The organism is Pseudomonas sp. YH-1 (assembly GCF_051990045.1).
Lineage (GTDB): Bacteria > Pseudomonadota > Gammaproteobacteria > Pseudomonadales > Pseudomonadaceae > Pseudomonas > Pseudomonas nicosulfuronedens.
Genome location: NZ_CP178184.1, coordinates 4,007,548 through 4,034,046, shown reverse-complemented (window position 1 = coordinate 4,034,046; position 26,499 = coordinate 4,007,548). Strand labels below are relative to the sequence as shown.

24 protein-coding genes are annotated in these 26,499 nt (G+C 65.8%); 7 read left to right on the top strand and 17 right to left on the bottom strand.

Features of this window, described 5'->3' with window-relative positions:
* The first annotated feature begins 28 nt into the window (after positions 1–28).
* The gene (locus tag ACKI1H_RS18625) at positions 29–544 is read left to right on the top strand and encodes an N-acetyltransferase family protein (RefSeq protein ID WP_440465894.1); all 516 of its coding nucleotides are present in this window, start codon (positions 29–31) and stop codon (positions 542–544) included.
* Here the strand turns inward: ACKI1H_RS18625 and ACKI1H_RS18620 are convergent.
* The 6 genes from ACKI1H_RS18620 to ACKI1H_RS18595 all read right to left on the bottom strand — a co-directional run bounded on the left by ACKI1H_RS18620 (position 514) and on the right by ACKI1H_RS18595 (position 8,710).
* On the bottom strand, positions 514–1,623 hold the full coding sequence (locus tag ACKI1H_RS18620; RefSeq protein WP_440465893.1) for a M14 family metallopeptidase: 1,110 nt from the start codon (positions 1,621–1,623) through the stop codon (positions 514–516). The genes ACKI1H_RS18625 and ACKI1H_RS18620 overlap by 31 nt on opposite strands.
* 66 nt (positions 1,624–1,689) lie before the next feature.
* Positions 1,690–2,964: an MFS transporter gene (locus ACKI1H_RS18615; protein WP_440465892.1), complete on the bottom strand. Its 1,275-nt coding sequence runs from the start codon at positions 2,962–2,964 to the stop codon at positions 1,690–1,692.
* Positions 2,961–4,166 carry a M20 aminoacylase family protein gene (locus ACKI1H_RS18610; RefSeq protein ID WP_440465891.1) on the bottom strand — a complete coding sequence of 402 codons (1,206 nt, stop codon included), beginning with the start codon at positions 4,164–4,166 and terminating at the stop codon, positions 2,961–2,963. The genes ACKI1H_RS18615 and ACKI1H_RS18610 overlap by 4 nt, the downstream gene beginning before the upstream one ends.
* Positions 4,167–4,272: 106 nt before the next feature.
* Positions 4,273–5,178: a LysR family transcriptional regulator gene (locus ACKI1H_RS18605; protein WP_138525696.1), complete on the bottom strand. Its 906-nt coding sequence runs from the start codon at positions 5,176–5,178 to the stop codon at positions 4,273–4,275.
* A gap of 293 nt (positions 5,179–5,471) precedes the next feature.
* Positions 5,472–6,830, bottom strand: a complete 1,359-nt coding sequence (locus ACKI1H_RS18600) for a DUF1329 domain-containing protein (RefSeq protein ID WP_138525695.1) — start codon at positions 6,828–6,830, stop codon at positions 5,472–5,474.
* A 26-nt stretch (positions 6,831–6,856) separates the two neighbouring features.
* Positions 6,857–8,710, bottom strand: coding sequence for a DUF1302 domain-containing protein (locus tag ACKI1H_RS18595; protein WP_440465890.1), 1,854 nt, complete (start codon positions 8,708–8,710; stop codon positions 6,857–6,859).
* Positions 8,711–8,983: 273 nt separating this feature from the next.
* Between ACKI1H_RS18595 and ACKI1H_RS18590 the strand changes: the two genes are divergently transcribed.
* The 3 genes from ACKI1H_RS18590 (at position 8,984) to ACKI1H_RS18580 (ending at position 11,884) form a co-directional block, all read left to right on the top strand.
* Entirely contained in the window at positions 8,984–10,306 is a 1,323-nt protein-coding gene (locus tag ACKI1H_RS18590) for a CapA family protein (RefSeq protein WP_440465889.1), read from the top strand.
* 59 nt (positions 10,307–10,365) lie between these two features.
* A complete protein-coding gene (locus ACKI1H_RS18585) occupies positions 10,366–11,046 on the top strand; it encodes a winged helix-turn-helix domain-containing protein (RefSeq protein WP_440465888.1) in 681 nt (226 codons plus the stop codon).
* Between the two features lie 241 nt (positions 11,047–11,287).
* Positions 11,288–11,884: a GNAT family N-acetyltransferase gene (locus ACKI1H_RS18580; RefSeq protein ID WP_440465887.1), complete on the top strand. Its 597-nt coding sequence runs from the start codon at positions 11,288–11,290 to the stop codon at positions 11,882–11,884.
* A 17-nt stretch (positions 11,885–11,901) separates the two neighbouring features.
* On the opposite strand, the gene ACKI1H_RS18575 is transcribed toward ACKI1H_RS18580, so the two are convergent.
* From ACKI1H_RS18575 to ACKI1H_RS18535, 9 genes are all read right to left on the bottom strand, one after another.
* On the bottom strand, positions 11,902–13,404 hold the full coding sequence (locus ACKI1H_RS18575) for an aldehyde dehydrogenase family protein (RefSeq protein ID WP_440465886.1): 1,503 nt from the start codon (positions 13,402–13,404) through the stop codon (positions 11,902–11,904).
* Positions 13,401–14,453, bottom strand: a complete 1,053-nt coding sequence (locus ACKI1H_RS18570; RefSeq protein ID WP_440465885.1) for an aminoglycoside phosphotransferase family protein — start codon at positions 14,451–14,453, stop codon at positions 13,401–13,403. The genes ACKI1H_RS18575 and ACKI1H_RS18570 overlap by 4 nt, the downstream gene beginning before the upstream one ends.
* Before the next feature lie 4 nt (positions 14,454–14,457).
* Entirely contained in the window at positions 14,458–14,802 is a 345-nt protein-coding gene (locus tag ACKI1H_RS18565; protein WP_081518261.1) for a cupin domain-containing protein, read from the bottom strand.
* A 145-nt stretch (positions 14,803–14,947) separates the two neighbouring features.
* The gene (locus ACKI1H_RS18560) at positions 14,948–15,313 is read right to left on the bottom strand and encodes a cupin domain-containing protein (RefSeq protein ID WP_440465884.1); all 366 of its coding nucleotides are present in this window, start codon (positions 15,311–15,313) and stop codon (positions 14,948–14,950) included.
* Complete coding sequence (locus ACKI1H_RS18555) at positions 15,306–16,610, bottom strand: nucleotide disphospho-sugar-binding domain-containing protein (protein ID WP_440465883.1); 1,305 nt, start codon at positions 16,608–16,610, stop codon at positions 15,306–15,308. The genes ACKI1H_RS18560 and ACKI1H_RS18555 overlap by 8 nt, the downstream gene beginning before the upstream one ends.
* Before the next feature lie 33 nt (positions 16,611–16,643).
* Positions 16,644–17,723 carry an ABC transporter ATP-binding protein gene (locus ACKI1H_RS18550; protein ID WP_440465882.1) on the bottom strand — a complete coding sequence of 360 codons (1,080 nt, stop codon included), beginning with the start codon at positions 17,721–17,723 and terminating at the stop codon, positions 16,644–16,646.
* Positions 17,716–18,519: an ABC transporter permease gene (locus ACKI1H_RS18545; protein WP_440465881.1), complete on the bottom strand. Its 804-nt coding sequence runs from the start codon at positions 18,517–18,519 to the stop codon at positions 17,716–17,718. Before ACKI1H_RS18545 ends, ACKI1H_RS18550 begins: the two co-directional genes overlap by 8 nt.
* Positions 18,512–19,384 carry an ABC transporter permease gene (locus ACKI1H_RS18540; RefSeq protein WP_138525684.1) on the bottom strand — a complete coding sequence of 291 codons (873 nt, stop codon included), beginning with the start codon at positions 19,382–19,384 and terminating at the stop codon, positions 18,512–18,514. Before ACKI1H_RS18540 ends, ACKI1H_RS18545 begins: the two co-directional genes overlap by 8 nt.
* Before the next feature lie 91 nt (positions 19,385–19,475).
* On the bottom strand, positions 19,476–20,525 hold the full coding sequence (locus ACKI1H_RS18535) for a polyamine ABC transporter substrate-binding protein (protein WP_017519222.1): 1,050 nt from the start codon (positions 20,523–20,525) through the stop codon (positions 19,476–19,478).
* A 190-nt stretch (positions 20,526–20,715) separates the two neighbouring features.
* On the opposite strand from ACKI1H_RS18535, the gene ACKI1H_RS18530 reads away from it, so the two are divergent.
* From ACKI1H_RS18530 to ACKI1H_RS18520, 3 genes are all read left to right on the top strand, one after another.
* Positions 20,716–21,648, top strand: coding sequence for a GntR family transcriptional regulator (locus tag ACKI1H_RS18530; RefSeq protein ID WP_138525683.1), 933 nt, complete (start codon positions 20,716–20,718; stop codon positions 21,646–21,648).
* A gap of 86 nt (positions 21,649–21,734) precedes the next feature.
* Positions 21,735–23,021 carry a glycosyltransferase gene (locus ACKI1H_RS18525; RefSeq protein WP_138525682.1) on the top strand — a complete coding sequence of 429 codons (1,287 nt, stop codon included), beginning with the start codon at positions 21,735–21,737 and terminating at the stop codon, positions 23,019–23,021.
* Between the two features lie 93 nt (positions 23,022–23,114).
* Positions 23,115–23,657, top strand: coding sequence for a GNAT family N-acetyltransferase (locus ACKI1H_RS18520; RefSeq protein WP_440465880.1), 543 nt, complete (start codon positions 23,115–23,117; stop codon positions 23,655–23,657).
* 36 nt (positions 23,658–23,693) lie between these two features.
* On the opposite strand, the gene ACKI1H_RS18515 is transcribed toward ACKI1H_RS18520, so the two are convergent.
* Together ACKI1H_RS18515 and ACKI1H_RS18510 are read right to left on the bottom strand one after the other, a co-directional pair.
* On the bottom strand, positions 23,694–25,100 hold the full coding sequence (locus ACKI1H_RS18515; protein ID WP_440465879.1) for a DUF1254 domain-containing protein: 1,407 nt from the start codon (positions 25,098–25,100) through the stop codon (positions 23,694–23,696).
* Between the two features lie 3 nt (positions 25,101–25,103).
* Positions 25,104–26,447 (bottom strand): DUF1254 domain-containing protein, encoded by a 1,344-nt coding sequence (locus ACKI1H_RS18510; protein WP_440465878.1) that lies wholly within the window; start codon positions 26,445–26,447, stop codon positions 25,104–25,106.
* Between the last annotated feature and the right edge of the window lie 52 nt (positions 26,448–26,499).

Below are 26,499 nucleotides of genomic sequence, written 5' to 3'. Positions count from 1 at the left end.
ACTTCGAGCCGACCTCCAGGAGCACGCCATGGCCGACCTGCAGATTCGCCCCGCCCACGCCGAAGACGTGCCGGGCATGCTGGAACTGATCTTCGAGCACGGCCCCAACGACTGGAACTTCCTGCCCGAAGGACCGGTACGCGAGCACTTCCAGGGCATCGCCGAGGGAGCAATATGGGCGTTGGTCGCAGTGGATGGCAACGAGCTGCGCGGCCTGGTGACTTTTCATGAAAGCGATGCCTTCGGCCGCTTCCAGCAGAATGGACGGTCACGCCATGCCTATATCGCCGAGGCTACGGTGCACCGTGGCGAAGCCGGACGTGGCCTGGGTACCCGCCTGCTGCGCGCCGCCATCGCCGATCTGGTCGCCCGTGACCTGCCCGACATCTACATCGAGCGACACGAAGAGAACCCCGGTTCCGCCGGCATGATGCGCAAGGCCGGTTTCCAGGAGCTGGAAACCTTCGCCGACCCGCAGCGCCGACCCAATGGGTCACGGCGCACGACGATCTGCTACCTGGACGCGCGAGCCACCGCCGGCTGAGCCTCGCCCAGCCCCGCGAGGGCTTGCCGCGCCGCCTCACCGGCCTGTTCCAGCACCCGGCACTTCCAGCCGTCCTCGTCTACATAGAAGGCATCACGCAACTGGCGATGAATGCGCAGGGCCTTCTCCGGCGGCACGCCGGGATTGTTGGCCAGCCACTGGTCCGCGCGCAGCGCCTTGAGCACCTTGAGCCCCGGCAGCGTGCCGTACTCCAGGGCGATGGCGGTCAACTCGGCCTGCGGGCACTCGCTGGCAGCGCTGAGGATCATCTGCCCCTGCAACTGCACCGACACCGATCCCCCTTCGTGCGCCGAGGTCACCTCCGCGCCCCACCAGCGGCGGGTTCGCGCCAGGGTCTGCGGATCGTTACCGCCCACATAGATGCGCTCGGCATGGCCCTTGGGGCCCAAACCGGTGTGCAAGTCGATCCAGCCCAGGCGAGCGCACTCGCGAGCGTGCTGGCGTAGTACCTTGCGCACGGCCTGGTTGCTCCAGGTCGGCTGGGCGCCGATATAGAACAGGCCCTTGGGGTGGCTGTCCTGGCCGCTGGAGATGGCCGCCTGCAATTGCTTGCGTCCGTGGCGCATGGCGTAACGCAGCAGGCGCAGGTGGCTGGCGAAGGATGGCCAGCGCCGCGGAATCAGAATCGGATCGAGCGCGCCATAAGCCTGGTTGCGCGGGCGCGGTTGGGAGAAGTCGATGAAATTGCGGTTGAGGTCGACGTTCTCGTGGGTCCAGCGCCGCCACCAGGAGAAACCATGCGGGTTGGCCGCGTGCAGGTAGAGCACCGCGCAATCAGCCTTGGCACACAGCTCCAGCCAGTCGGGATCGTTGAGCAGTGCGACCTGCACTGCCGAGCCACAGAAGCCTTCCACCCCATGGCAGCCGCTGCTGATGATCAGCAGGTTGCGCGCATCGCGCGGGCCGCTGCGCGCCACATCCAGGGCAAGGGGCTCACCATCGCGGCCCGTCAGCGGATGACGGTGGGATTCGACAACCAGGCCGGCGGACAGGCAGGCGGCCAGGAATTTGCCACGCGCTTCGGCGTAGCTCTGGGAAAAGCAGGCAGACGGCTTCATCACCACTCCGGATGATTGGATTCGAGTCAGGAAAACGGGCCCGACGCGCGGGCCCTTTGAAGAAGATCAGGCGTGGCCGACAGCACCGGGCAGCGGCGCTTCGTTATGCTCGCCCTGCAGGGACTGGCGGGTACGCTCGGGGGCGATGATCCGGCAGCCGAGGATGGCGCAGACCACGGTAAGCACGCCGAACAGGCCGAGTGCGGTCTCGAATCCGTGGGCGATGTCGCCGCCGCGCAACTCGACCAGTTGGCCGACAATCCAGGGCGCAAGCATGCCGGCGCTGGTCATGCCGCCGATATGGATCGCCAGCATCGAGCCGCGTTGCGCGCTCGGGGCGATGTAGGCGACCAGGGTATTGCAGAAGGTTGGCAGGACGTTCACCAGGATCGCACCCAGGGCATAAAGCACCAGGATCGCCAGACGATCGCCGTGCAGCAGCGTCAGCGCGCAGAAGGCAACGCCAGCGACCGCCGCGAAGAGCATCGGCGGCAGCACCATGGCGCGCTGCACCGAGGCACCGCGCTTCATCGCCCGTTGCGACAAGGTCGAGAGCAGCAGGTTGGCGAGGATTACCCCGACCGTCACCACCATCACGGTGTAGCCCGACTGCATGGGCGTCATGTCCTGGCCCTTCTGCAGGTAGACCGGCACCCAGCTGTACACCAGCGCGGTGGGCAGGTAGCTGAGGAAGCCCATCAGGGTGATCCAGATGAAGCTGCGGTTGAGCAGCAGGCGGCTGTACGGCAGGCGCAGCGACGAGCCTGGCCCCTCCTCCTCGGTTTGCTGTCCTTCACGGCCGAAGATGAGCCAGACGACCAGCCAGAGCAGCCCGAGCAGCGCCAGCAGGAAGTACGCGGTGCGCCAGCCGAAGTGCTGGATCGCCAGCGGCAGGCTCAGCGCGCCGAGCACGGCACCCAGCATGATCGATACCTGGATCAGCGCCGAGGGCAGCACCCGCTCCTTCGGACCGAACCACTTGAAGCAGGCATGCTGGGTCACCGCCGTGCCCGGTCCGGTGCCGGCTCCCAGCAACAGGCGCCCGGCGACCAGTGCGGCGAAGCCGCTGGACAGCGCTACCAGCAGTTGCGAGGCCATCCATACCACTGACATGCCGGCGAGAATCCAGCGTGTCGGGAAGCGGTTGGCGAGGAAGCCCACCAGCACACCCGAGATCGAATAGAGAAAGAAGAACGCGCTGCCGATAAAGCCGAACTCCGTCGGCGAGAGCTTCAACTCGTCGATGATCTGCGCGCCAGCGAAGGCGAAGATGGTCTTGTCCAGCACGCTGATGATCATCACCAGCATCAGGAGCAGGAGAACTGCATTGCGACGATTCATGCCAGGGCTCCGTTACCGGGAGTAGTACTCAGAGAAGTTTCCACCAGCCTCACCCAGAGGGCCGCGCCGAAGGGAATGGCGCCGTCGTTGAAGTCGTAGCCGGGATTGTGGACCATGCAGCCGCTGGGGCCGCTGTTGCCGTTACCGAGGGCGATGTAGCAGCCGGGGCGGCGCTCCAGCATCCAGGCGAAATCCTCGCTGCCGAGGAATCCCGAAGGGATCTCGGACAGCAGGCGCTGCGGGCCGACCAGCTCGGTCAGCACCTGGCGTGCGAGCCGGGTTTCTTCCGGCGTGTTGACCAGCACCGGCACCAGTTCCTCGTATTCGTACTGCAGCTCCATGCCGTGCACGGCGGCGACGCCACGGGTGATTTCGCCGATGCGCCGCTTGAGCAGCTCGCGCACCTCAGGCTTGGTAGCACGCACGCTCAGACGCAGGTCGGCGTGGTCAGGAATGACGTTGGCCGCCTCCCCCGCCTTGAGCATGCCCACGGTCACCACCCCCACTTCGGTAGACGGCACGTTGCGCGCGACGATGCTTTGCAGCGCCAGCACCAGTTCGGCGGCAGCAACTATCGGGTCACGGGCCAGGTATGGCATGGCGCCATGGCCGCCGACACCGGTCAGGCGGATAGACACGCGGTCGGAAGACGCCGTCAGCGCGCCTTCGCGAGTCAGGAAGCAGCCCACGGGCAGACCCGGCGCGTTGTGCAGCGCGTAAACCGCATCGCACGGGAAGCGCTCGAACAGGCCATCGTCCATCATCGCCACGGCGCCGCCCAGGGTTTCCTCGGCAGGCTGGAAGATCAGGTTGAGGGTGCCGTCGAACTGGCGCTGTTCGGCCAGGTCAAGGGCGGCGCAGAGCAGGATGGCCGTGTGGCCGTCGTGCCCGCAGGCATGCATGCGACCCGCGTGCTGGCTGGCATAGGGAACGCCGCTGGCTTCCTCGATGGGCAGCGCATCCATGTCGGCGCGGATGCCGATGCTGCGGGCGCTGTTGCCCTGTCGCAGCACGCCGACCACGCCAGTGCCACCGACGCCCTCATGGACTTCATAGCCCCATTCGCGCAGGTAGCCGGCGACGATGGAGCTGGTGCGCGCCTCTTCGAAGCCCAGTTCGGGATGCTGGTGAAGGTCCCGGCGAATCCGGGCGAAGGCTTCCTGGGAAGCCAGTAACCTTTCTAGGGTGGGGTGCTGACTCATGCCGCATCCTGCTCATTGTTCTGATGTGGCCGGCAGGATGCCCCACGCGCGAAGCACTGAATAATGACCTTCGCGCATGCTTATCAAAGGTGGTTATCGACGCCGCTCATTCTGTCTTGCGCAGGTGCGGGCCCTTGAAGGCGTAGACCAGCTCGTCCACCAGGGTCTGCGCCTCGCGGGTCATCAACTCCGGCGGGCGGCAGACCAGGGAGATATCGGTGCCGGGTACCGTCTCGGCGATATCCAGCGCATCGAGGGTGCCCGAGACGATGGGCAGGTCGAACACCCGCCGCGACCAGAAGCTCACCGCATCGGTATTGGCCGCCAATTCCGCGTAAAGCACCACCGAGGCACACTCGATGACGCGCTCGGGATGACGAACCTGGTACTGCTCGAACATCTGCCCGGCGAGGGAGACGTCGAGCGAGTCGGGCACCAGCCATTCTTCGTCGAGCAGCTCGTGCAACGAACGCGCATTGCGCAGCGGATGACCCTTGCGCACCGCCAGCGTGGTGGGTTGGGCATACAGTTCCTGCCAATGGAAACCGTCGACGTTGCGCGAAGACGGTTGCGAGGTCAGCACCAGGTCCAGCTGGCCTTCGCGCAGGCCTTCGAGCAGCTTGGCGGGGCGCAGTTCGCTGATCTGCAGTTGCACCTTGGGGTAGCGCTTGCGGTAACGCAGCAGGCAGCTGGCGAACTGCTGGCTGGGCGTCACCGGTGATACGCCGATGGCTACCCGACCGTCCATGGCGCCCTTGAGCGTTTCGATCTCATCCCGCGCACGGCGCACTTCTTCCACCACCAGCCGCGCGCGGCGTACCAGGCGCTCACCGTATTCGGTGGCGGTGATGCCACGGTTGGATCGCACCAGCAGCGGCACGCCCAGCTCGGCCTCCAGCTCCTTGATGCTCTTGGACAAGGCGGGCTGGGAGATGTGCAGCAGGCGCGAAGCTTCCTGGATGCTGCCGCTCTCGCAGATGGCGACGATGGCGCGGAGTTGATGCAACTTCATGGTTTGGACGACGGCTCGGGATCGGTAACAGGTCCGAACATAAAGCAAAAACGAGGCCGGCGTGAGTAACGGTTGGTAAACGGGCGCAGACCGGCGAGTCGCGCAGCGGGCCTTTCGTAGGATGGCGTGGGTATCGCTGCGCTCCACCCATCCTACAGTCGAGGTTTCCTGGCAGTTCGTAGGGCGCATAACGCGCCAGCGTTATCCGCCATTCAGGATCGAATGAAAAAAAGCGGCCCGAAGGCCGCTGAATGAACACAAGGAGCGCCGGTGAGCGCCAGTAAAGCCCGCCGTCAGCGGATGCCCGTGGCGCGCAAGGCGTTGGGGGTGAAGTCGTTGCTGCTCGACTGCACGGCGAAGTCGTAACTGCTCTTCTCCTCGTTGCGCAGGCCGGACACCGTGTAGCGGCCGGACAGCACGTCGTAGTGGGTTTCCGCCGTCAGCCAGGTGAACTGCTGGTCGTAGAACGGCCGCGCATGGCCCTCCGACACGCGCCAGAGGCTGCCACGGCCATCGTAGGCGTCGGCCTCGGCGATCTGCCAGCTGTCCTCGTCGATGTACAGATCACGCTTGCTGTAGATGTGGCGCTGGCCCGGCTTCAGGGTCGCCACCACATGCCAAACGCGGTGCAGTTCGTAGCGGGTGTGGTCCGGATTCAGGTGACCGGGCTTGACGATGTCGTCGTACTTCAGCGTCGGCGAGTCGAGCGCGAAGCTGTTGTAGGGGATGTACAGCTCCTTCTTCCCCACCAGTTTCCAGTCGTAGCGATCCGGCGCGCCGTTGAACATGTCGAAGTCGTCGTAGGTGCGCATGCCTTCCGCACCGGGGCTGTCGTAGCCCACTTGCGGGGCGCGGCGCACGCGGCGCTGGCCGGCGTTGTACATCCACGCCATGCGCGGTTCCTTGACCTGGTCGATGGTCTCCAGCACCAGCATCACGCTGCCCGCGCGGCGCGGCGGCGAAAGAATCTCCTGGCGGAAGTAGTAGAGGATGTTGTTCATCTTCGCCGGGTCGTAGTCCTTGAGCCCGAACGGGAAGGCGAACTGCTCCTTCATGTAGCTGATGGTGTAGGCGCCGTTGGTCTGCGGGTTCATCTGCGCCGTGGTGCGCAGCATGGCGTTGCTACGGTAGCGGGTGACGTGGTTCCAGATGACTTCCAGGCCGCTCTGCGGAATCGGGAACGGCACGGTCATGGTGAAGTTGTTCAGCCCATTGCCACCCTCGGCCAGCGAGGTGGCGGTAGCGTTCTTCTTCGCCGCGTCGATCACCGTCTGCGGGTAGCTGGCGCTGCGGTGGCTCGGGTAGACCGGGATGCGGTAGCTGTCGGGGAAACGCTGGAACATTGCCAGCTGGCCCGGCGTGAGCTTGTCCTGGTACTGGCTGGCGTTCTGCGCGGTGATGGTGAACAGCGGTTTGTCGGCCGCATACGGATCGGCGAGGAAACCACCGGCATCGACCTTGCCGGCGTTGGGCGCCAGGCCACCGGTCCAGGCCGGGATACTGCCGTCGGCGTTGCCTGCCTTCTCAGCGCCAATCGGGGTGAGTTCATTGCCCAGGCGCGCGGCCTGGTCGGCTCCGACCGCAGCCATGACCTGCCCGGCGAGCAGGCTCAGCGTCAGGCAGCCCGCCTGCAACCATTGCTTGTTGTTCATGCTTGTACCTCTGGGACGGATAGGCATCAGAAGCTGACGCCCAGGCTGACGGCGAGGAAGTCGCGGTCGGTGTTGACGTTGTAATCGCCGCCGAAGTAGTCGGTGTAACTGATACTGGCGGTGTAGCGGCTCAGGTACTCGGCATCGACGCCGACGCTCACCGACTTGTCGCCTTCGTTGAAGGTCGGGCCGTAGCCTTCCACGTCATGGGAGAACGCCAGGTTCGGACGCAGCGAGATGCCGCCGATCAGGTCGTTGTATTCAAGGCCGGCGCGCAGGCGGTAACCCCAGGAGTTCTGGGTGTAGAAGCCCTTGTCGTTGCACTGGCCGGGGTTGGCGGTGTTGACCACCTTCTCGCACAGCGCGTTGCCCGACAGGCCCAGCAGGGACGAGGAACCGGCGCTGGCCAGTTCGCCGTTGCCGTACACGCTGCTGCGGCCGAAGCGCAGGTCCGAACCATCGGTGGAGCCCAGGTCGCCGATATGACCGAAGCCGATCTCGCCGACCAGGGTCAGGCGTTCGGCAGCGATCACCGGAATCTGGTCGAAGGTGTTGGTGAAGGTCATCTGCGCCTGGGTATAGGGCATGCGCTTGTAGCCCTGGATCAGCGAGCCGTAGCTCGAATCCGCCCAGCCGCTGGCGAAGATCGGAAGGCCGGCATTGACCAGGGCATTGGTGGAGGCCGAACCGAGGGTGGCGGCGCCGGAAACGTCGCTGGAGTTGATGCCCAGCGGCATGTTCGGGCGGTAGCTGATCTCGCCCTGCACCGCCGTGCTGCCCCAGGTGGTGTTGAAGCCCAGGCCGTAGAGGCGGATGTCCTCGGGGTAGTCCAGATACCAGCTGGCGGTGCTGCGCCCGCCCTGCCCGATCAGGCCACCCACCGGGTCGGCCAGCGCGCCCTTGCCCACCACCCAGTTACTGGTGGGGGTGCGGCTGTGGTAGTTCATCGCGTAAGCAGAGAACTCGGTGTCGTTGACCATCCAGCGCAGCGCCACGCCGAACTGGCCGCCGTCACGGGCGTCGTGGTCCTTGGTGCGCGGCACGTAGCCGTAGCCACCCTTGATGCCAGTGCCGTCGATATCGCGATCGAAGTCGCTGCCGTTCACCGCCATGTTGATGTCGCAGCCCTTGGCCGCCACGTCGCTGCCGAAGAAGGTGCCGCAGTTGTCCGGCACGGTCTTCTCCCACTCCAGCTGGTAGAAGGCCTCCATGGACAGGGTGTCGGTGAGCCCCTGGTTGAAATACAGCATGCTCACCGGGATCAGCGCTTCCTTCACCTCGGAACCGGGACGGCGCAGCGCGGCAACGTCTGCCGGGTTGATCGAGTTGATACCGTTCTGGATGAACGTGCTCTCGCCCCAGCTCACCACCTGGCGACCCAGGCGCACGGTGCCCGGCAGGTCGTGGATGTTGTAGTTGTGGTAGAGGAAGGCGTCGAGCAGCTCGGCGCCGGAGGACTGGGCGGCGGTATCGCGGCCGCTGTCATCGATGTCGTAGAGCGGGCGGTGCTCGTCCTTCAGTTCGAAGTCGTACCAGTACTTGCCACGCAGGAACAGGCCGCTGTCGCCGTACTTCAATTCCAGATCGTGCAGACCTTTGAAGATCTTGGAGAAGGTCTCGCCCTTCTTGAAGTTCAGGCGACCGTCATCGGAAGTCTGGCTCGAAGCTGTGCCGCCGTTACGGGAGCCGATAAACTTCTTGTCCGGACTGTCCATCGCCCAGCTCGCGCCGATGGACAGCGTCGAGTCGAAGCGCCCCTCGATTTCCCCCACGTTGAAGCTCACTGCCTGAGCCGAAGATGCCCCGCCAAGGGCCATGCTGGTCGCCAGCGCCAGCGCGTGCGGCTTGAAGCCTGCGGCGCCGGTTATTGTTCTTTTCATGCTGCTCTCCGCCTGGATCGTGCTGGTCACGGCAAGCCGTGCCACCCCTGCTCCGCGGCTCTTGGGCCGGGAGGCGGTCGCATGGTAAGAGCGCTGTCACAACGCTGACTTCTGAAAAAAAGTGATGCCCATAGCCAGAATGGAAGCGCCGCCGGGTTACTCCCCGTGGGCGATAACCGACGGCTATTGCGATACCCAGGATTCAGCCGACCGCCGCCGCACATTGCCCTAAAGTCCGCCGCCATCAGCGACTCCCCAACGATGAGGTGGACCATGAAGATTGCGTTGACCGGCGACAGCATCCTGCAACGCCGCCTGAACAGCCGCGACGACGAAACCCTGCGCCCGCTGTTCGACCTGCTGCGCGGCGCCGACGTCAGCTTCACCAACCTGGAAGTGCTGCCCAACGATTTCCAGGGCGACGCCGTGCTGGAAAGCGGCGGCTCGCACTTCGGCGCGCCATCCTGGATTCTCGATGAGCTGGTGGACGGCGGCTTCGACCTGTTCTCCACGGCCAACAACCACAGCCTGGACTACGGCATTGCCGGCCTGCACGCCGCCCACGCTCAGCTGGAAAAGCGCGAGCTGCTGTTCGCCGGCACCGGCCGCAACCTGGAAGAAGCCCGTCGCCCGGTGTACTGCACCAAGCCCGGCGGCACCGTCTCGCTGCTGGCCTGCACCTCCACTTTCGGCAAGGGTCAGGAAGCCAGCGAGCAGACCCGCGACATGCCTGGCCGCCCCGGCCTGAACCCGCTGCGCTACGACACCGTGCACCAGCTTGACGGCGCACAGATGGAGGCCATGCGCGGCATCATCGCCAGCCTCGGCCTGGACCGCCTCTACCAGGGCGCAGTGGACCTGGGCTTCGCCCATCCGATCCCCGACCCGTCGCTGGCGGTGTTCGGTCCCTTTACCCCGCTGCTGTTCCGCCAGGGCGAGAGCGCCCGCCTGCGCACCCTGCCGCGCAAGAAGGACATGGACGAGATCCTGCGCTGGGTCGAGGAGGCACGGACGATGTCGGATATCGTCGTGCTGAGCATCCACGCCCACGAACTGGGCCATGACGCCACCGGCGACTGGAACCTGGAAGCGGCCGCCGAGTTCATCCAGCCGGTGGCGCGGCGCATGATCGACGCCGGCGTCGACATCGTGGTCGGCCACGGCCCGCACCTGCTGCGCGGCATGGAAATCTACAACGGCAAGCCGATCTTCTACAGCCTGGGCAACTTCATCGGCCAGAACGAACTGGTGGAGCGCCTGCCGGCGGACAGCTACGAGCAGTTCCGCGTGGACCGCAACCAGACGCCGTCGAAGGTATTCCTGCAACGCACGCAGAACGACACCCGCAGCTTCCCCTCCGACTCGCGCTTCTGGGAAAGCCTGGTGCCGGTGTGCCAGTTCGACGGCCGCCGACTCACCGGTATCGAACTGCACCCGGTAAGCCTGGGTCTGGGCGAGGCGGTGCACCGCCGTGGCCGCCCGCGCCTGGCCGAAGGCGACCACGCACAAGCGATCCTGCAGCGCTTCGCCGCGCTGTCGGAACCCTACGGTACTCGACTGTCGATTGACGGTTCGATTGCGCGCGTCTGCCTTTGATAAGGCGCCTTGGCGCGGGGCAGTCACAAGCCGCCTCGCGCCCTCCACTTCCTGTAACCATGACAGCCGCCCGCATCCTTATCGTCGAGGACGACCTGCGCCTCGCCGCACTCACCCGCGAGTTTCTCGAACACCACGGTCTCACTGCCAGCGTGGAAGCCGACGGCGCACGTGCGGCCGCTCGGGTAATGGATGAACGTCCGGACCTGGTGATCCTCGACCGCATGCTGCCCGGCGAAGACGGCCTGTCCATCTGCCGGCGCATCCGCCCAGGCTACGCCGGAGCCATCCTGATGCTCAGCGCCCGCTCCGAAGACACCGAACAGATCGACGGCCTGGAAAACGGCGCGGACGATTACGTCTGCAAGCCGGTTCGCCCCAGCCTGCTGTTAGCCCGCGTGCGCACGTTATTGCGCCGCCGCGAAGCACAGGAAATCGCGCCCGAGTGCCTTCAGATCGCCGGGCTGCGGCTCGACTCACGGCAGCGCGAAGTCCACCGCGATGGCCAACGCATCGACCTCACCGGTGCCGAGTTCGACCTGCTCTGGCACCTCGCAAGCCGCGCCGGCCAGACGTTGAGCCGCGACGAGCTGCTCCTTGCCCTGCGTGGCATTCCCTACGACGGGCTGGACCGCTCGGTGGACGTGCGCATCGCCCATCTGCGCGCCAAGCTGGGAGAAACGCCCTCACATCCGCTGATCCTGACGGTGCGCGGCAAGGGTTATCGGTTCGTTGGTTGAAACGCTCTCGTAAGGCGTGTAACGCGTCAGCGTTATCCGCCGCCGAGCGCCGGCGGATAACCCGTTCCAGGTTATCCGCCCTACAAGGCTATCGGTTTATGGGTACCCCAAACCTGTAGGAGCGAGCTTGCTCGCGAATGATCCGACGCCCTGTCCTGGAGGTTCGCGAGCAAGCTCGCTCCTACGAAAAACGAAGCGCATCCGGTAGGCTGGTGGCTCGCCTTATCCAGAGCCCAGCGCCATGCTATCCCTCACCTGCCCTCACCTGATCGGCGACCACGTCGAACTCATCCCTCTGCGTGCCGAGCACGCCGACGCCCTGCTCGAAGCCGCTGCCGATGGCGAACTGTGGAATCTGAAAGTCACCGTGGTACCCGGCCCGGACACGGTCGCGGCCTACCTCGCCAAGGCTGCAAAGGGCCTGGAAGAAGGCAGCGTCCTGCCCTTCGCCATCCTCGACCGGCGCACCGACAGGATTGTCGGCAGCACCCGCTTCTGGAAGGTCGACCGCGTCAACCGCAAGCTGGAGATCGGCCACACCTGGCTCGCCCTGTCGGCGCAGCGCACACCGATCAACACCGAGGCGAAGTTCCTCCTGCTCAGCTACGCCTTCGAGGAAATGGACTGCGTGCGCGTGCAGTTCACCACCGACGAGCTGAACGAGAAATCCCGCGCCGCCATCCTGCGTCTGGGTGCAGTGCAGGAAGGCATCGTCCGCCATGAACGGATCATGCCCGACGGGCGCAAGCGCAACTCGGTGCGCTTCAGCATCATCGACAGCGAGTGGCCTGAGGTGAAGGCGCGGCTGCTGGAAAGGCTCGGCCGCGCCCCGGCCTGATCTCACTGAGGATCAGCTCAGCCCTGGTAGAACACCTCGTCGCTGTACGGGTACCACCAGGAGTGGATCTGCGGCTGGTGGTCGATGATCACCATCTTCGAGCGGCGGAACGCATCCAGGCCCTGGCGGCCCAGTTCGCGGCCCATGCCGGACATTTTCCAGCCGCCAAACGGCAGCGCATCGTTGTCGATCAGCGGGTTGTTCACCCAGACCATCCCCGCCTCCAGGCGGTCCGCCGCTTCCATGGCTTCGGCAAGATCGGTGGAGAACAGCGAGGCGCCGAGACCGAAGGGCGAGTCGTTGGCCAGGCGCACGGCCTCGTCGAAGTCCTTCACCTTGCAGATCGCCGCCACCGGGCCGAAGCACTCCTCGTGGAAGATCGCCATGGCCGGGGTGACGTCGGTGAGGATGGTCGGCTCGTAGTACCAGCCCACCGGGAACTGTTCCGGGATGCGCCCGCCGCAGACCAGCGTGGCGCCCTTGGCGATGGCGTCGTCCACCAGACGGATAACCTTGGCGCGCGCGGCCTCGCTGACCATCGGACCGATCTCGGAACGCTCCAGCCCGTGGCCGATGCGCAGCGCGCGGGTCCGCTCGGCGAAACGCGCGACGAACTCGTCGTGCACATCATCGACCACATAGAAACGCTCGGCCGAGGTGCAGATCTGCCCACTCAGGTGGAAGGCTGCGGTCACCGCGCCAGCCGCCGCGACTTCCAGCGGCGCATGACGGGAGATGATCATCGGGTCGCTGCCGCCGGCCTCGATCACCGCCGGCTTCATCCGCTCGGCGCACGCCACCGCCACCGCCTTGCCGGCGGCGACGCTACCGGTGAAGGCCACGGCATGGGTGCGCTCGGACTGCACCAGGCGCTGCGCGGTGCTGGCATCGCCCGACACACAGCTGACCATCCCCGCCGGCAGCACCTTGAAGTGCTCCATGAATTTCAGCGTGCACAGCGTCGTGCTCTCCGCCGGCTTGACGATACAGGCGTTGCCCGCGGCCAGCGAAGCAGCCAGGGTCCAGCACATCAGCAGGATGGGGAAGTTGAACGGCATGATGTGCACGCTGACGCCATAGGGCTCGTAGCGTACGTGCTGGAACGAGCCGAGCTGCGTGGTGCCGGCCACCTTGCCGGCCTCGTCGCGAGCCATCTCGGCGTAGTAACGGAAGATCGGCGCGCAGTTGGCCAGCTCGCCCATGGATTCGGGGAACGGCTTGCCCATCTCCAGGGTCATCAGCCGCGCCACTTCGCGCTGGGTGGCCTGGTCGGTTTCGATGGCATTGGCCAGTTGGTGCAGGATCGCGGCGCGGGACTTCGCGTCCACACGTTTCCACTCGCGCTGGGCCGCGTTGGCCGCGTCGATGGCGGCGTCCACGTCCTCGGCGTCACACAGGGCGATACGACCCACCTGGGTGAGATCGGCGGGGTTGATGATGTCGCGCAGGCGCTGCGTCGCTGCGCCCTGATAGTGGGGGCCGATGAAGCGCAGGGGCACGTCGCTGTGAAAGTCGGTCATGGAAGGCTCCGCAGGGATTCGGAAGAAGCCAGGCGCTGGGCGATCACATCGCTCTCCAGCGGTTGGCGCCAGTTCGGTAGATGAGCGTCGAGCAGCGCCGCCAGCGGACGCAGGTGTTCGTTGTCGAGCGCACGCTGGAACAGCCGCAGCACGCGCGGCAGGTGTTTGAGGTAACCGTGCTTGCCGTCGCGCCTGGCCAGGCGCACAAAGATGCCCAGCACCTTGGCGTGACGCTGCGCGGCGAGCACCTGGAAATCGGCCATGAAACGCCGGCCGTCCACTTCCGGGCGCTGGCTGAGGTAATGGGTGAGCAGCGTCACGCGCAAGGTTTCGGGAATGTCGCGGCGCGCGTCTTCCAGCAGGGACATGAGGTCATAGGCCGGCGCGCCGAACAGTGCGTCCTGGAAGTCCAGCAGGCCGCACGCCGCCACCCCCGCCCTGCCCTCCAGCAGCATCAGGTTGTCGACGTGGTAGTCGCGCAGCACCAGCACTTCACGGCGCATAGAGACGTCGCGCCAGAGCGCCGCGAACTCCGCCAGGTAGCGCTCGCGAATCTGCGCGGCGGCCTTGTCGCCCACCAGCAACGGCGCGTACCAGTCGATGAACAACGCCGCCTCGTCCGCCAGCTTCTGCCCATCGTAGGCTGGCACGCCTTCGGCGGCTTGCGGGCCGGCACGGTGCAGGCGTACCAGGGCGTCCACGGCGAGGCGGTATAGCTCCGTCTCGCTGTGGCCGGCGGCGAGCAACCGGGTGTAGGTGGCGTCGCCGAAGTCCTCGATCAGCGCCAGGCCCAGCTCGCGATCGGCAGCCAGCACGCCGGGGGCCGACAGCCCGCAATCGCGCAGCAATTGCGCCACCCGCAGGTACGGCGCCAACGGCTCGGCACCGGGTGGCGAGTCCATCAGCAGCAGCGCTTTACCGTCCAGGCGGAAGTAGCGGCGCGCCGAGGCATCGGCCGGCAGCGCGACGAGCGCTGCTTCGGCCAGGCCACTGCCGGCGAGAAAGGTCTCGCGGGCCGCGGCACGGGTGGTTTCGCAGGACAGGTTCATGGCATCACCGGATCATGTAGACCTTCTTGATGGTCTCGTGCACGGTGCACACACCCTTCCAGTCCTTGGGGAAGAAGGCCGCGGTGTCCGGCTCGATCTCGATCACCTCGCCGGACTCGTGCACGTAGGTGCAGCGGCCTTCGAGGAAGTGGCAGAACTCGTCGCTGGTCACGTGGCAGAACCACTTGCCCGGCGTGCAATGCCAGATGCCGCATTCGGACTGGCCTTCGGGCCCCTTGTGCAGGACCACGCCGCTGACATGGGACTCGCCCTCGAGCATGGTCGGGATCACGCCCCAGTCCTTGAGTTCGGTGACTTGCAGCGGGCGGTAGATAACGGGGGTCTTCATGAATTTCTCCAGCAATGGCCACCCGCTTGGGCGGCCGGATAAGGCGTAGGGCGAACAACCGCTTGCGGTTATCCGCCGATGGGTCCGGCGCAAGGTCGATGGCGGATAACGCTTGAGGCGTTATGCGCCCTACGAGCCCTCCCGGTCAGGCCAGCATGTAGAGGTTGCGCAGGGTCGCGTGCACGGTGCACTCGCCGGTCCAGCCGGCCGGGAACAGCACCAGGGTGTCGGGCTCGACCTCGATCACCTCGCCCTCGTCGGAGCGATAGGTGGCACGCCCGGCAACGAAGTGGCACAGCTCATCGCGCGGAATCGACAGCCGCCAGCGGCCGGGGGTACAGACCCACAGGCCGGTCTCGGGGCTGTTGTTCGGCCCCTTGAACAGCAGGCGTCCACTGGAGTGCGACACACCCTCCAGCGCATCGGACTGCACGCCCCAGTCCACCAGGTCGTCGTAGTCGCGGGCGCCACGGATGTGCGGCGCGCTACTGTCGGCCTTGAATTCAGCCATGGTTCACCGCCTTGCCGCCCATCAGTTGGTCGAGGATGCGCGCGGCGTCTTCCGGGCCCTTGCGCGAACGCATGTAGTCGCTGGTACGCGCCAGGCGCTCCTGCATCAACTGGTCGCCCAGCAACTGGGCGATGTTGCGCGCCAGGTCTTCTTCGCTCCAGTCGTAGCGGTCCATGCGCAGGCCGTGGCCGCTTTCCTGGGCACGCATGGCGTTGTCGTGGCCGTCCCAGACGTAGGGCATGACGATCGCCGGCTTACCGAAGAACAGGCACTCGGTGAAGCTGTTGTTGCCGCCGTGGTGGATCACTCCGTCGACCTGGGCGATCACCGAGGGCTGCGGGTACCAGTTGGAGACGATCACGTTGTCCGGCAGGTCGTCGTACTTCTCCACGTGCTCGCCGACATTGAACAGCGCGCGGTACGGCAGCTTGCCGATGGTGGTGACCAGGCGCTTGAGCAGCTCGACGTCGCCCGAGCCCAGGCTGCCGAAACTGACATAGAGCAGCGGCTTGTCGTTGTGCGCCTTGAACGGCGGAATCTCGTAGGGCTTGTCGCTGCGCACGCAACCCTGCAGGTAGTGGAATTGCCGCGCCGGCAGCGGGTGGCGGCGCTGGAACTTCACCGGGTCCGGGTACAGCAACAGGTTCATGTAGGGCGACTCTTCGAAGAAGGTGCCCAGCGGATACGGCCGCTCACCACACTCGGCAAGGAAGTCGTTGAAGTCGGCATGGATCGGCGCGATCACTTCCTCGAAACGCTTCTGGAAGCGCGCGTGGCCCTCTTTATCGTCCGCGCTCATGCCCGACAGGTAAGGCGGAATGTCCGGGTCGTGCACCTCGTTCTCCGAGCAGGAGATGATCCGCACCCAGGGCTTGCCGTAGTGCTTGATGGCCGGGAAGAGGATCACGTTGTCCACGCAGATCAGGTCCGGCTTGATCTTGTCGAGGATCGCCGGCAGCTCCTTCTGCGCCCACTTGGAGGTGGAGACGATGGCCTTCCAGCACTCCTTCACGTAGTTGTCGAGCTGATCGATCGGCGCCTTGCGGAAGTTGGGAATGTGGCCGTTGATGAAGTCGGTCCAGTAGCGCGCCATCTCCTCGGCCGGCATCGGCTCGGACATGTTCACGTAATGCTCCTCGAAGCCGTAGGCCGAGTACACCCCGGTCATGCCCGGATCGGTGAGAAACACCGCCTTGTGCCCCAGCGCCTCGCAGGCCTGGGCGATGCCGACGGAGTTGAGGGCCGGGCCGTAGGCGGCCTCGGGGAAGAAGGCGATGACCTTGCGTTCACTACTCATGGTGCTCTCCTGTAAGTCTTGTTCTTGAAGCAATCAGTGAGTCAGCACGCGGCCGTGCCGCGCATCCCAGCCCAGGCGCACCGGCATGCCGGCGGCCAGGCGCAAGAAGTCGTAGTCCGAGGACGGCACGCGGACGATCAGCGGCTTGCTGGACAGCGCCGTGTTCACGTGCAGGTTGGTGTCCAGGCCGTGGTAGGCGACTTCCGCCACCTCGCCCTGGATCTGGTTGTCGGTGGCCGGCGTCGAGTCGGTGAGCACGCGCAGGCGCTCCGGGCGCAGCGCCAGGGTCACGCTCTCGGGGCTCGCCTCGGCGGTGGTCTCGATGTTCAGCACCTGGTCGCCGGCCTGCAGGCGGTTGGTGCCCACGCGACGGCCCTCGATCAGGTTGCTGACGCCGATGAAATCGGCGACGAAGCGGCTGCCCGGGTTCTCGTAGAGTTCGCTGGGGCTGCCGCACTGGCAGACCTTGCCGTCACGCAGCACGACCATGCGGTCGGACATGACCAGGGCTTCTTCCTGGTCGTGGGTGACCATGATGAAAGTGATGCCGCTCTCGTGCTGCAGGCGCTTGAGCTCCAGCTGCATCTTCTCGCGCAGCTTCTTGTCCAGCGCGCCGAGGGGTTCGTCCAGCAGCAGCACGCGCGGGCGTTTGACCAGTGCGCGGGCCAGGGCGACGCGCTGGCGCTGGCCACCGGAGAGCTGGTCCGGCCGGCGATTGGCGAGCGGGCCGAGCTGCGCGGTTTCCAGCACCGCGTCGACGCGCTGGCGAATCTCACCGGCCGGCAGCTTCTCCATCTCCAGGCCGTAGGCGATGTTGCCGCGCACGGTCATGTTGGGGAACAGCGCGTAGGACTGGAACATCAGGTTCAGCGGGCGCTTGTTCGGCGGCAGCGGCGAGATGTCCTGGCCACCCAGATAGATCGCTCCGGAACTGGGCGTCTCGAAGCCGGCGATCATCCGCATCAGCGTGGTCTTGCCGCAGCCGGAGGGGCCGAGCAGCGCGAAGAACTCGTTCTCGCGGATCGCCAGGGACACCTGGTCCACCGCCGTCAGGCCCTCACCGTAGGATTTGCTGACCTGGTCCAGCACCAGCAGGTCGGATGACTTAGTCATGGGCTTTGGGCACCTTGTTCAGACGTTGGGAGGCGAACAGCGCGGTGAAGCTGACCAGCATCACCAGGGTCGCGAGGGCGTTGATTTCCGGGGTCACGCCGAAGCGGATCATCGAGTAGATCTGCATCGGCAAGGTGGTGGAGGCGCTGCCGGAGCCGGAGTTGAAGAAGGCGATGATGAATTCGTCCACCGACAGGGTGAACGCCAGCAGCCCGCCGGCCAGCACGCCGGGGAAGATCGCCGGCAACAGCACGCGGCGCGCGGTGGTGAACCAGCCGGCACCCAGGTCGATGGAAGCTTCGAGGATCGAGTAGTCGAAGTGCTTGAGGCGGGTGCGCACCACCGCGCAGACGAAGGCGATGTTGAACACCACGTGGCTGAGGATGATGGAGTGCAGCCCCAGGCTCATCTTCAGCAGGTTGAAGAAGCTCAGCAGCGCGATGGCCAGGACGATGTCGGGAATGATCATCGGCGCCATCAGCAGGGTGTCGGCAATGTTGCTGCCTTTCTTGCCGCTGTTGCGTGCGCGCATCTCCACACCGAGGGCGAGCAGCGTGCCGAGCACGCAAGCGATGAAGGTGGAAGTCAGCGCGACGATCAGGGTGTTCAGCGCCGCGTGCTGGATCGAGGCGTTGGCCAACAGTTTGCCGTACCACTTCAGCGACGCACCGCCCCACGCGGTGGGCAGGCCGCTCGCGTTGAACGACAGGAGGATCAGCACCAGGATCGGCACATAGAGGAAGGCATACACCAGCCACAGGTGTGCGCCGAGGGCGATGCCCGAAGAGTTACGCATGGCGTTCGCCCTCCGCGCCCTGGGCCCGGCGCGAGACCATGGCCTGGATGAACAGCAACAGCAGCATGATGCCGATCAGGAAGAAGCTCAGCGCCGCGCCGAACGGCCAGTCCCGCGCAGTGAGAAACTGCGCATAGATCAGGTTGCCAACCATCTGCACCTGCTTGCCGCCCAACAGGTCGGCGGTGATGAAGTTGCCGATGGAGAGCACGAAGACGAACACCGCGCCAGCGGCCACGCCCGGAACCGAGAGCGGCAGGATCACCCGGCGGAAGGTGGTCCAGCCGGAGGCGCCGAGGTCCCGTGAGGCTTCCCAGAGTTCGTTGTCGATGCGCGACAGCGAGCTGTAGATGGCGAGAATGACGAAGGGGATGTAGTTGTAGACCAGTCCCAGCACCACGGTGGCGTCGGTGTAGAGCATGTTGATCGGCTCGCCGCCGTAACCCAGCAGGCTGAACAGGCGGTTGAGCAGGCCCTCGCGGTTGAGCAGCACGATCCAGGCGTAGGTGCGGATCAGGTAGTTGCTCCAGAACGGCAGCATCACCAGGAACAGGTACACGGCCTGCCGACGCGGCGTGGTCCGGGTGATGGCGTAGGCTGCCGGGTAACCGATGAGCACCGCGAACAGCGTGGCGAGGCCAGCGATCTTCGCCGAGCGCAGGAGGATATCGAGGTACAGCGGGTCCACCGCGCGGCGGTAGTTTTCCCAGGTGAACACGTAGTCGATGCCGCCATAGGCACCGCGCTCGAGGAAGCTGTAGACCAGCACCAGCAGGCACGGCAGCAGCAGGAACAGGGCCAGCCAGCCCAGACCGGGCGCGAGCAGCCAGGCCGACAATTTGCGGTCGGCGGATAAAGCGGTCATGCGTAGTTCCCCCAACCCCACGCCAGGCGGGGTGCTTCAGGGTTATTCCGGAGAGCGTTGCGGGGCGCCGGCGCGACGCCCCTCCGCAGCCTTACTGGGCCGCCATGATCTCGGTCACGGCGCGGGTGTAGGCCTTCTGCGTGGAACCACCGACGTCACGCAGCTGCTGCTGCTTGACCAGCTCGGCCGGCGTGGTGGTGAGGTTGGGGTACTTGGCCAGCAGGTCCGGCTTCAGGGTCGCCATCGCCGCCTGGTTGGGCACCTTGTAGAGGATGTTCTCCGCGACCCAGGCGTGGTTCGCCGGCTCCAGCATGTAGTTGATGAAGCGGTAGGCGGCGTCGGGGTTCTTCGAGCTTTTCAGCACGACCATGGTGTCCACCCAGAGGTCGGAGCCCTCTTTGGGCACGACGAACTTGATCGACTCGTTGGCCTGGGTGCCGTAGTTGCACCAGCCATCCCAGGCGTGGGCCATCAGCGCCTCGCCCGAAGCCAGCTTGGAGTAGAAGGTGGTGTCGTCGAAGGACAGCAGACGCTTCTTGGTGGCGATCAGCTGGTCGCGTACCGCGTTGATCTGATCCGGGTTGCCGTCGTTCACCGACCAGCCGTTGGCCAGGAAGCCGGCACCGAGCAGCCAGCGGTCGGTGGCCAGCATGGTGGTCTTGCCCTTGAGGGCATCGGAGGGCTTGAGCAGGTCGCTCCAGCTCGACGGCGCCGGGCTGACCTTGTCCGAGCGGTAGCAGATACCGGTAGTGCCCCAGGTGTAAGGCACGGAGAAATGGTTGCCGACGTCGTACTCGAGCTTCTGCGCTTCGGGGTAGAGATTCTTCAGGTTCGGCACCTTGGCCGGATCGATCTCGGCGAGCAAGCCCTGCTTGTGCAGGATCTCGGCGAAGGGCGAGGAAACGAACACCACGTCATAGCCTTCGCCGCCGGAGGCCATGAGCTTGCCCATGATCTCTTCGTTGGTGGCGTGGAGGGATTTGTCGGCTTCAAGGCCGGTGGCCTTCTGGAACTTCTCCAGATTGTCCGGGGCCATGTAGCCGTCCCAGATGGAGATCACCAGATCCTTGGCGCTGGCCGTGGTGGCGGACAGCGTGAGCGCGAGGGTTGCCCCTGCGTAGAGCATGGTCTTCAGCTTCATCTTGCGCACCTGACGATGGTTGTTTTTGTGTGTCGACGGCAGCGGAACGAAAAGCGTACTACATGTCTTTTTTTCAAAATAAAAACCGAACCACTGGCGAAGTCAATACTTTCTTGCATTCTTGTTGCACCACCCCCGCTGTGGCATAAGGGGCTCGCCCTCTGCCACGGGCCCGCTGGAGAGCATCGGCTTGAGCAACGTCACTGAGAAAAAACCGCGCACCAATCACCTGGAACTCGCCCGGCGCGTCATCGAGCACGCCCAGGACAGCGGACTGGGCGAAGGCGACGCGCTCTCGGAACAACAGCTGGCGCGCACTTTTGGCGTGTCGCGCACGCTGATCCGCGCAGGATTGGATCTGCTGCTGGAACAGCAACTGGTGGCCCACGAACCGGGCAAGGGCTATCGCCTCGCCGCCGACCCTTCCGCCCAGGTGCTCGGCCCCGCCCTGCCCCAGGCCGAGGAGGAAGCGCTGGCCGCCTCGGTACTGCGCGACCGCATGGCCGGGCGGTTGGGCAACAGCCTCAGCGCCAGCGAGCTGATGCGCCGCTACGACATCGGCCGCGCCGCCGCGCAGAAGGTGCTGGCGCAGCTCAGCGAAGACCAGGTACTGGAGCGCGGCGCCGGACAGAGCTGGTCGTTCCGCCCCTTGCTGAACAACCTCGCGGCGCTGGAAGACAGCCTGCGCTACCGCCTGATCCTGGAGCCCGAAGCCCTGCTCGCCCCCGGTTTCGACCCCGATCTCGCACGCCTCGCCCTGCTGCGCGGCGCCATGGAAGAACTGCTCGGCGCGCCCATTGAGCGCTTCGACGTGGCACAGTTCCGTGAACTGGACATCGGTTTCCATGAACTGATCGCCCAGGGCTGCGGCAACCGTTTCGTTGGCGACTCGCTGCTGCAGCACCAGCGCCTGCGCCGCCTGCCCAACCTGCTGCCGATGGTCAGCGTGCACCGTCTGCAGGAAGCCCTGCGCGAGCACCTGAAGATCATCGAGCAGATCGAGCGTGGACAGCTGGAAATCGCCGCCGACCTGATGCGCCTGCACCTGCGACTGTCCTTCGCTCAACGTCCGCAGACCGCCAACCGCGGGATTCCGCAGTCATTCGCCGGGGCGCGCCGCTAAGTATTTTTCATTCACGGTGTTTTTTTTAACGAAAAAATGCAGTATCAGTTTCACGCAGTGCCCGTGAGCAACGCCCGGATGTGCCCATGACGCAAAGAACAAGAACCGTCGCCTTCTTCCCCGAGGCCAGTTTCGGCGCCGCGCTGAACTGCATCGGCATCGCCCAGGCCCTGCGCGAACTCGGCGCGCGCCCGGTGTTCATCTGCCATGCGCATTTCCAGGGGATATTCGCCGAGTACGGTTTCGCCGAGTACCCGCTGCAGCTGGACTCGCCGCTGTCCGCCGCCGACCACCAGCACTACTGGGAGCGCTTCATCGAGCGCAACGTGCCGTACTTCGACCAACCGCCCCTGGCGCAGATCGACAGCTACGTGGCGCCGGCCTGGGAAGCCATCATCGACACCGCCATCGAGTCGGAAAAACCGCTGCAGCAGTTGCTCGCCCGACTCAAGCCCGATGCCATCGTGCTGGACAACGTGGTCAGCTTCCCGGCCATCGCCGCCGCGGGCTGCCCCTGGGTACGCATGGTCTCCTGTGCGGAAACCGAGTTGCCCGATACCGCCGTGCCACCGTACCTGTCCGGTGCCAGCAGCAGTGATGCGCAGGCCTGTGAGACCTATCGCGAACACTACCTGCAAGCGACAAAGCCGGCGCACGAGCGCTTCGCCCGTTTCCTTGCCGACTGCGGCCACCCCGCCCTGCCCGCCGGCCAGTTCCTCGAAGACTCGCCCTGGCTCAACCTGCTGCTGTCGCCGACGCCGGTGCGCTACGAACGCGAGAAACCGCTGCCGGCGGAACGCTACCTGTACCTAGACGGCTGCGTGCGCAGCGAGGCACCGTACATCCCACCGCAGTTCCCCCGACACGACGAGGCGCCGCTGATCTATGTGAGCTTCGGCAGCCTGGGCGCCGCCGACGTGGCAATGATGCGCCGGCTGATCGACGCCGTGGCCCAACTGCCCTACCGCTTCCTGATCAACGTCGGCGCCTACCGCGAGCACTACGACACGGTGCCGGACAACGTCTACCTCGACAGCTGGTACCCGCAGCCAGCGGTGCTGCGCGAGTGCCAGTTGTTCATCCACCACGGCGGCAACAACAGCTTCTGCGAGGCGCTGTACTTCGGCCTGCCGTCGGTGATCATCCCCTACTGCTGGGACGGCCACGACAACGCCCGGCGCGCCGAGGAAGTCGGCGTGGCGCGCTACCTGCCGCGCTTCGAGAACCCGCTGGCGGCGCTGCCCGGCGCACTGGCCGAACTGCTCGCCGACAAGGCCATGGAGCAACGCCTCGGCACCGTTCGCGAGCAGATGCAGGCCTCGCGAGGCACCGAAGCCGCGGCGCGGGCGATCCTCGGCATCTGCGCTGACTGAGCACTGATTGGCACTGTCGAAGTGCCCGCGATTGGCACTCTGCTATGGACCCTTCCGCCCGTAAGCTGGGCTCCAGCCACCCTGGAGCCCGGCATGACCGCCTTCGATGACCAGCCGACCCTGCTCGGCGACACCCTGCAATTACGTCCGCTACGCGCCGATGATTTCCAGGCGCTGTTCGCCGCCGCCAACTCGCCGGAAACCTGGGCCGGTCACCCGGCCACCGAGCGCTATCGCCACGAGGTATTCGAGCCCTACTTCCAGTTCCTGGTACAGGCCGGGGGCTGCCTGCTGATCCTCGACCGGCAGAGCGGAGAAGCCATCGGCTGCTCGCGCTACTACCCGGTGCCGGACCAGCCGGACGACATCGGCATCGGCTTCACCTTCATCAATCACCGCTACTGGGGCGGCGCGACCAACCGCGAGCTGAAGTCGCTGATGCTCGGTCATGCCTTCCAGCGTTTTGAGCGCGTGTGGTTCCACATCGCGCCGAGCAACATCCGCTCGCAGAAAGGAACCACAAAGCTCGGCGCGAGGCTGGCGTACGAGGCGCAACTGGACCTCTCCGGCACGCCCGCTGCCTGGCTTTGCTACGAGCTGCCGCGTGAACGCTGGGCAAGCGTCGTGGGCCGCTAGACGAGCCCGAGGAACGGGCTCGGCTGCTGGCCGGAGTCAGACCCGTTCGATGCCCGGCAGGGTCCACTGCCCGGCCACCACCGGCTGCTCCGGCCCGTAGATCCGCAGGATCAGGTTGAACGGCCCCTGGCGGGTCGACGGCAGCCAGTTTGCCTCGTGCTCCTGGCTGGGCGAGTCGGCCTGGATATAGAGCGTCACCCCACCATCGGCATCGTGCACCAGGGGATCGCGGCTACTCAGGCAGTAACGCTGGATGGAGTTATCGACCAACTGCCGGTCGGGCAGATCGTAGAGCGTCAGCGACCAGAACTCCCTGGCCGGCGGCAACTGCCCCGGTGCGAAGCGCAGGCGATAACGCTGTCCGCCTTGTAGCGGCTGCTGCGTGCTGTCCTGGCGGCTGCCAAGGTAGATCGCCTCCTCCACGCTGTTGCCGTAGATACCACTGGCCGCCGCCGCGGCACGGCTCAGGTAGTCGTTGTGCATCGCCGCGCGGGTGCCGAACAGCCCGGCGGAGGAACGCAGTGTGGCGCCCTTGGCCTTCAGCTCCTCCATGCCCTGCTGGATGCCGGCAGCCAATGCCTGGCGCTGGGCCGGGCTCAGTGTGGCCGGGTTGAACGGCAGCCCCGCTCCGATGCCGGCGCGAGCGAAACGCTGGCGCAACTCCACCTCGCTCGGGTCCACCGGGCAGAAGGCGAGAATCTGGTTCAGGTGCGCAATGAATCCCGCGCCGAGATCGCGCGGCAGTTCCCACGGCAGCCATTGCACCGCCGGCGCGGCAGCAGGCGCCGAGCTACCGGCAAAGTCGTGCAGCGGCCGCAGACGGTACTGCTGCTGGAGTTCGCGCACCGCCGGCAGGTCGTCGGCACTGCGCAGGCCGGTGCGCCCCAGGACCATGGCGATCTGCGTCTCGCTGCGCAGCACCTGGCGTATGCCGGCGGGCGTCTGGCCTTTCCAGTTCGGCCCGGCGATCAGGTAGTCGCCCGCTTCGCGGCCGGTGCTGAGCACGCCGACATAGCCGAAGTTGAAGGTGTACTGGTCCACCAGCTGGTGCACGTAGTAACGGTCGTCCGCCACCGCCGGGACGCTGAGCACCCAGGGTTCGGCGCGCAGGTCGAGCCAGGCCCAGGAGTACGGCGTGTCGTTGTTGGGGGTTACCACGTCGCGATTCTTCGGGGTGAAGAGTTCGCTGTAATGGCGGAACACACCGAAACCGCCGACGTACTCGGGCGAAGCGGCATCCAGTGCCTGTTTGTGCATCGTCTGGTAGTGCATCAGCATCGGGTAGGCGTAGATCCACGCCTGACGGACGATGTCCTGGTACACGGCCGGGTCGCTTTCCAGCGCGTCGGGTGCGGCCAGCAGCCAGCTCGGTACGCAGCCCAGGCCAAAGCCGAGCGCGCCGCTGGCGCCGAGGAAACGGCGGCGGGTCAGAATCGGTGGCATGGCTTACTCCTGGCTGTTGACGGGCTGCACGGCCGGCGGCTGGTAATCGCCCTTGAGCGCTTTTTCCTGCGGCAGGTACATGCGCAGGATCAGGTTGAACGGTCCCTGCGGCGCCGGCAGCCAGTTGTCGCTGCTGGCCGGCTGGGCATGCTGGATGTTCAGGGTCAGGCCACCGTCGGCATCCCGTTTCAGGTTGCTGGCACTGTTGATGGCGTAGCGGTTGAGTGCGTTGGCCGAGAGCATCTGGGTCTTGCCGTCGTAAAGCGTGATGGACCAGAACGCATCGACCGGCGGCAACTGCCCGGGAGCGAAATGCAGGGTGTAGGCACGACTGCCGTCGAGTGCCTGGCCGGCAGCGTCGACACGGGTGAGCGGGTACATCGCCTCCGCCGGGTCGTTGGCGTAGATGTATTTCCAGGCGACCGCCGCCCGCGTCAGGTCGTCATTGCCGTAGTGCCCGATGTTGGCGGGAGAGCTCTGCCAGCCATTGACCGGCGCGGCGAAGCGCTCGCTCGCGGTGCGAATCCTTTCACGCCCGGCCTCGGCACCCTGCTGCACGGCCTGGGCGATATCTGCCGGCAGTTGCTTCGCGTCGAATGGCTTGCCTGTGCCCACGCCGATCTGCGCGAACTGCGCCAGGCGCTGTTGCTCGTCGGCGCTCCAGGCATGCCAGGCGGACAGCCCGTTGAAGTCGACGAAGGCGTTTTCCGCCGGGCCTTCCTTGGTCGGCAGGTACTCGGGCACATCCATCTTGTGCGGCAGCAGCGTCGGCTGGGTGCTGCGCAACTTGTAGCCATCCATCACGGCCTTGGCCGCGTCGAGATCGGCCTCGCCATCCACGGCGGTGCGGCCGAGCAGGAAGACGATGCGGCTGGGCGAACGGATCACCTTGCCGCTGAAGCCTTCGGGCTGTCGGCCGTCCCAGTCGGGGCCGGCGATCAGGAAGCTGCCGGCCGCCCGGCCGGTAGCGCGTGTGCCGATGTAGTCGAGGTTGTTGGTGCGCATGTCGATCAGCTGAAAGCTGTAGTAGCGCTGCGGCACCGCCGGCACGTCGAGGAGTACCGGGTGTTCGCGCAGGTCGAGCAGCGCATAGGAGTACAACGTGTCGTTGTTCGGCGAGACCACGGTGCGGTCTTCCGGGCCGAGCAGCGTGGTCTTGTTGTACAGGTAGTTGACCGGCAGCTTGGCGGCGATGGCCTGCAGCGTCTTGCCGTGTTCGGCAGTGGCGAAGGCGAACAGATAGGCCGCTTCGGCCAGGTCGCGGGCCTGCTGCGCAGTGGGCGCGGCGGCCCAGGTGTGGCCGGCGAACAGGGGCAGGATGGCGAGTGCGGGCAGCCAATGGCGCATGGAGTTTTCCTCGTTCTTCTTGTTGGACCGCCCGGCCATGCGGCGCCACGGC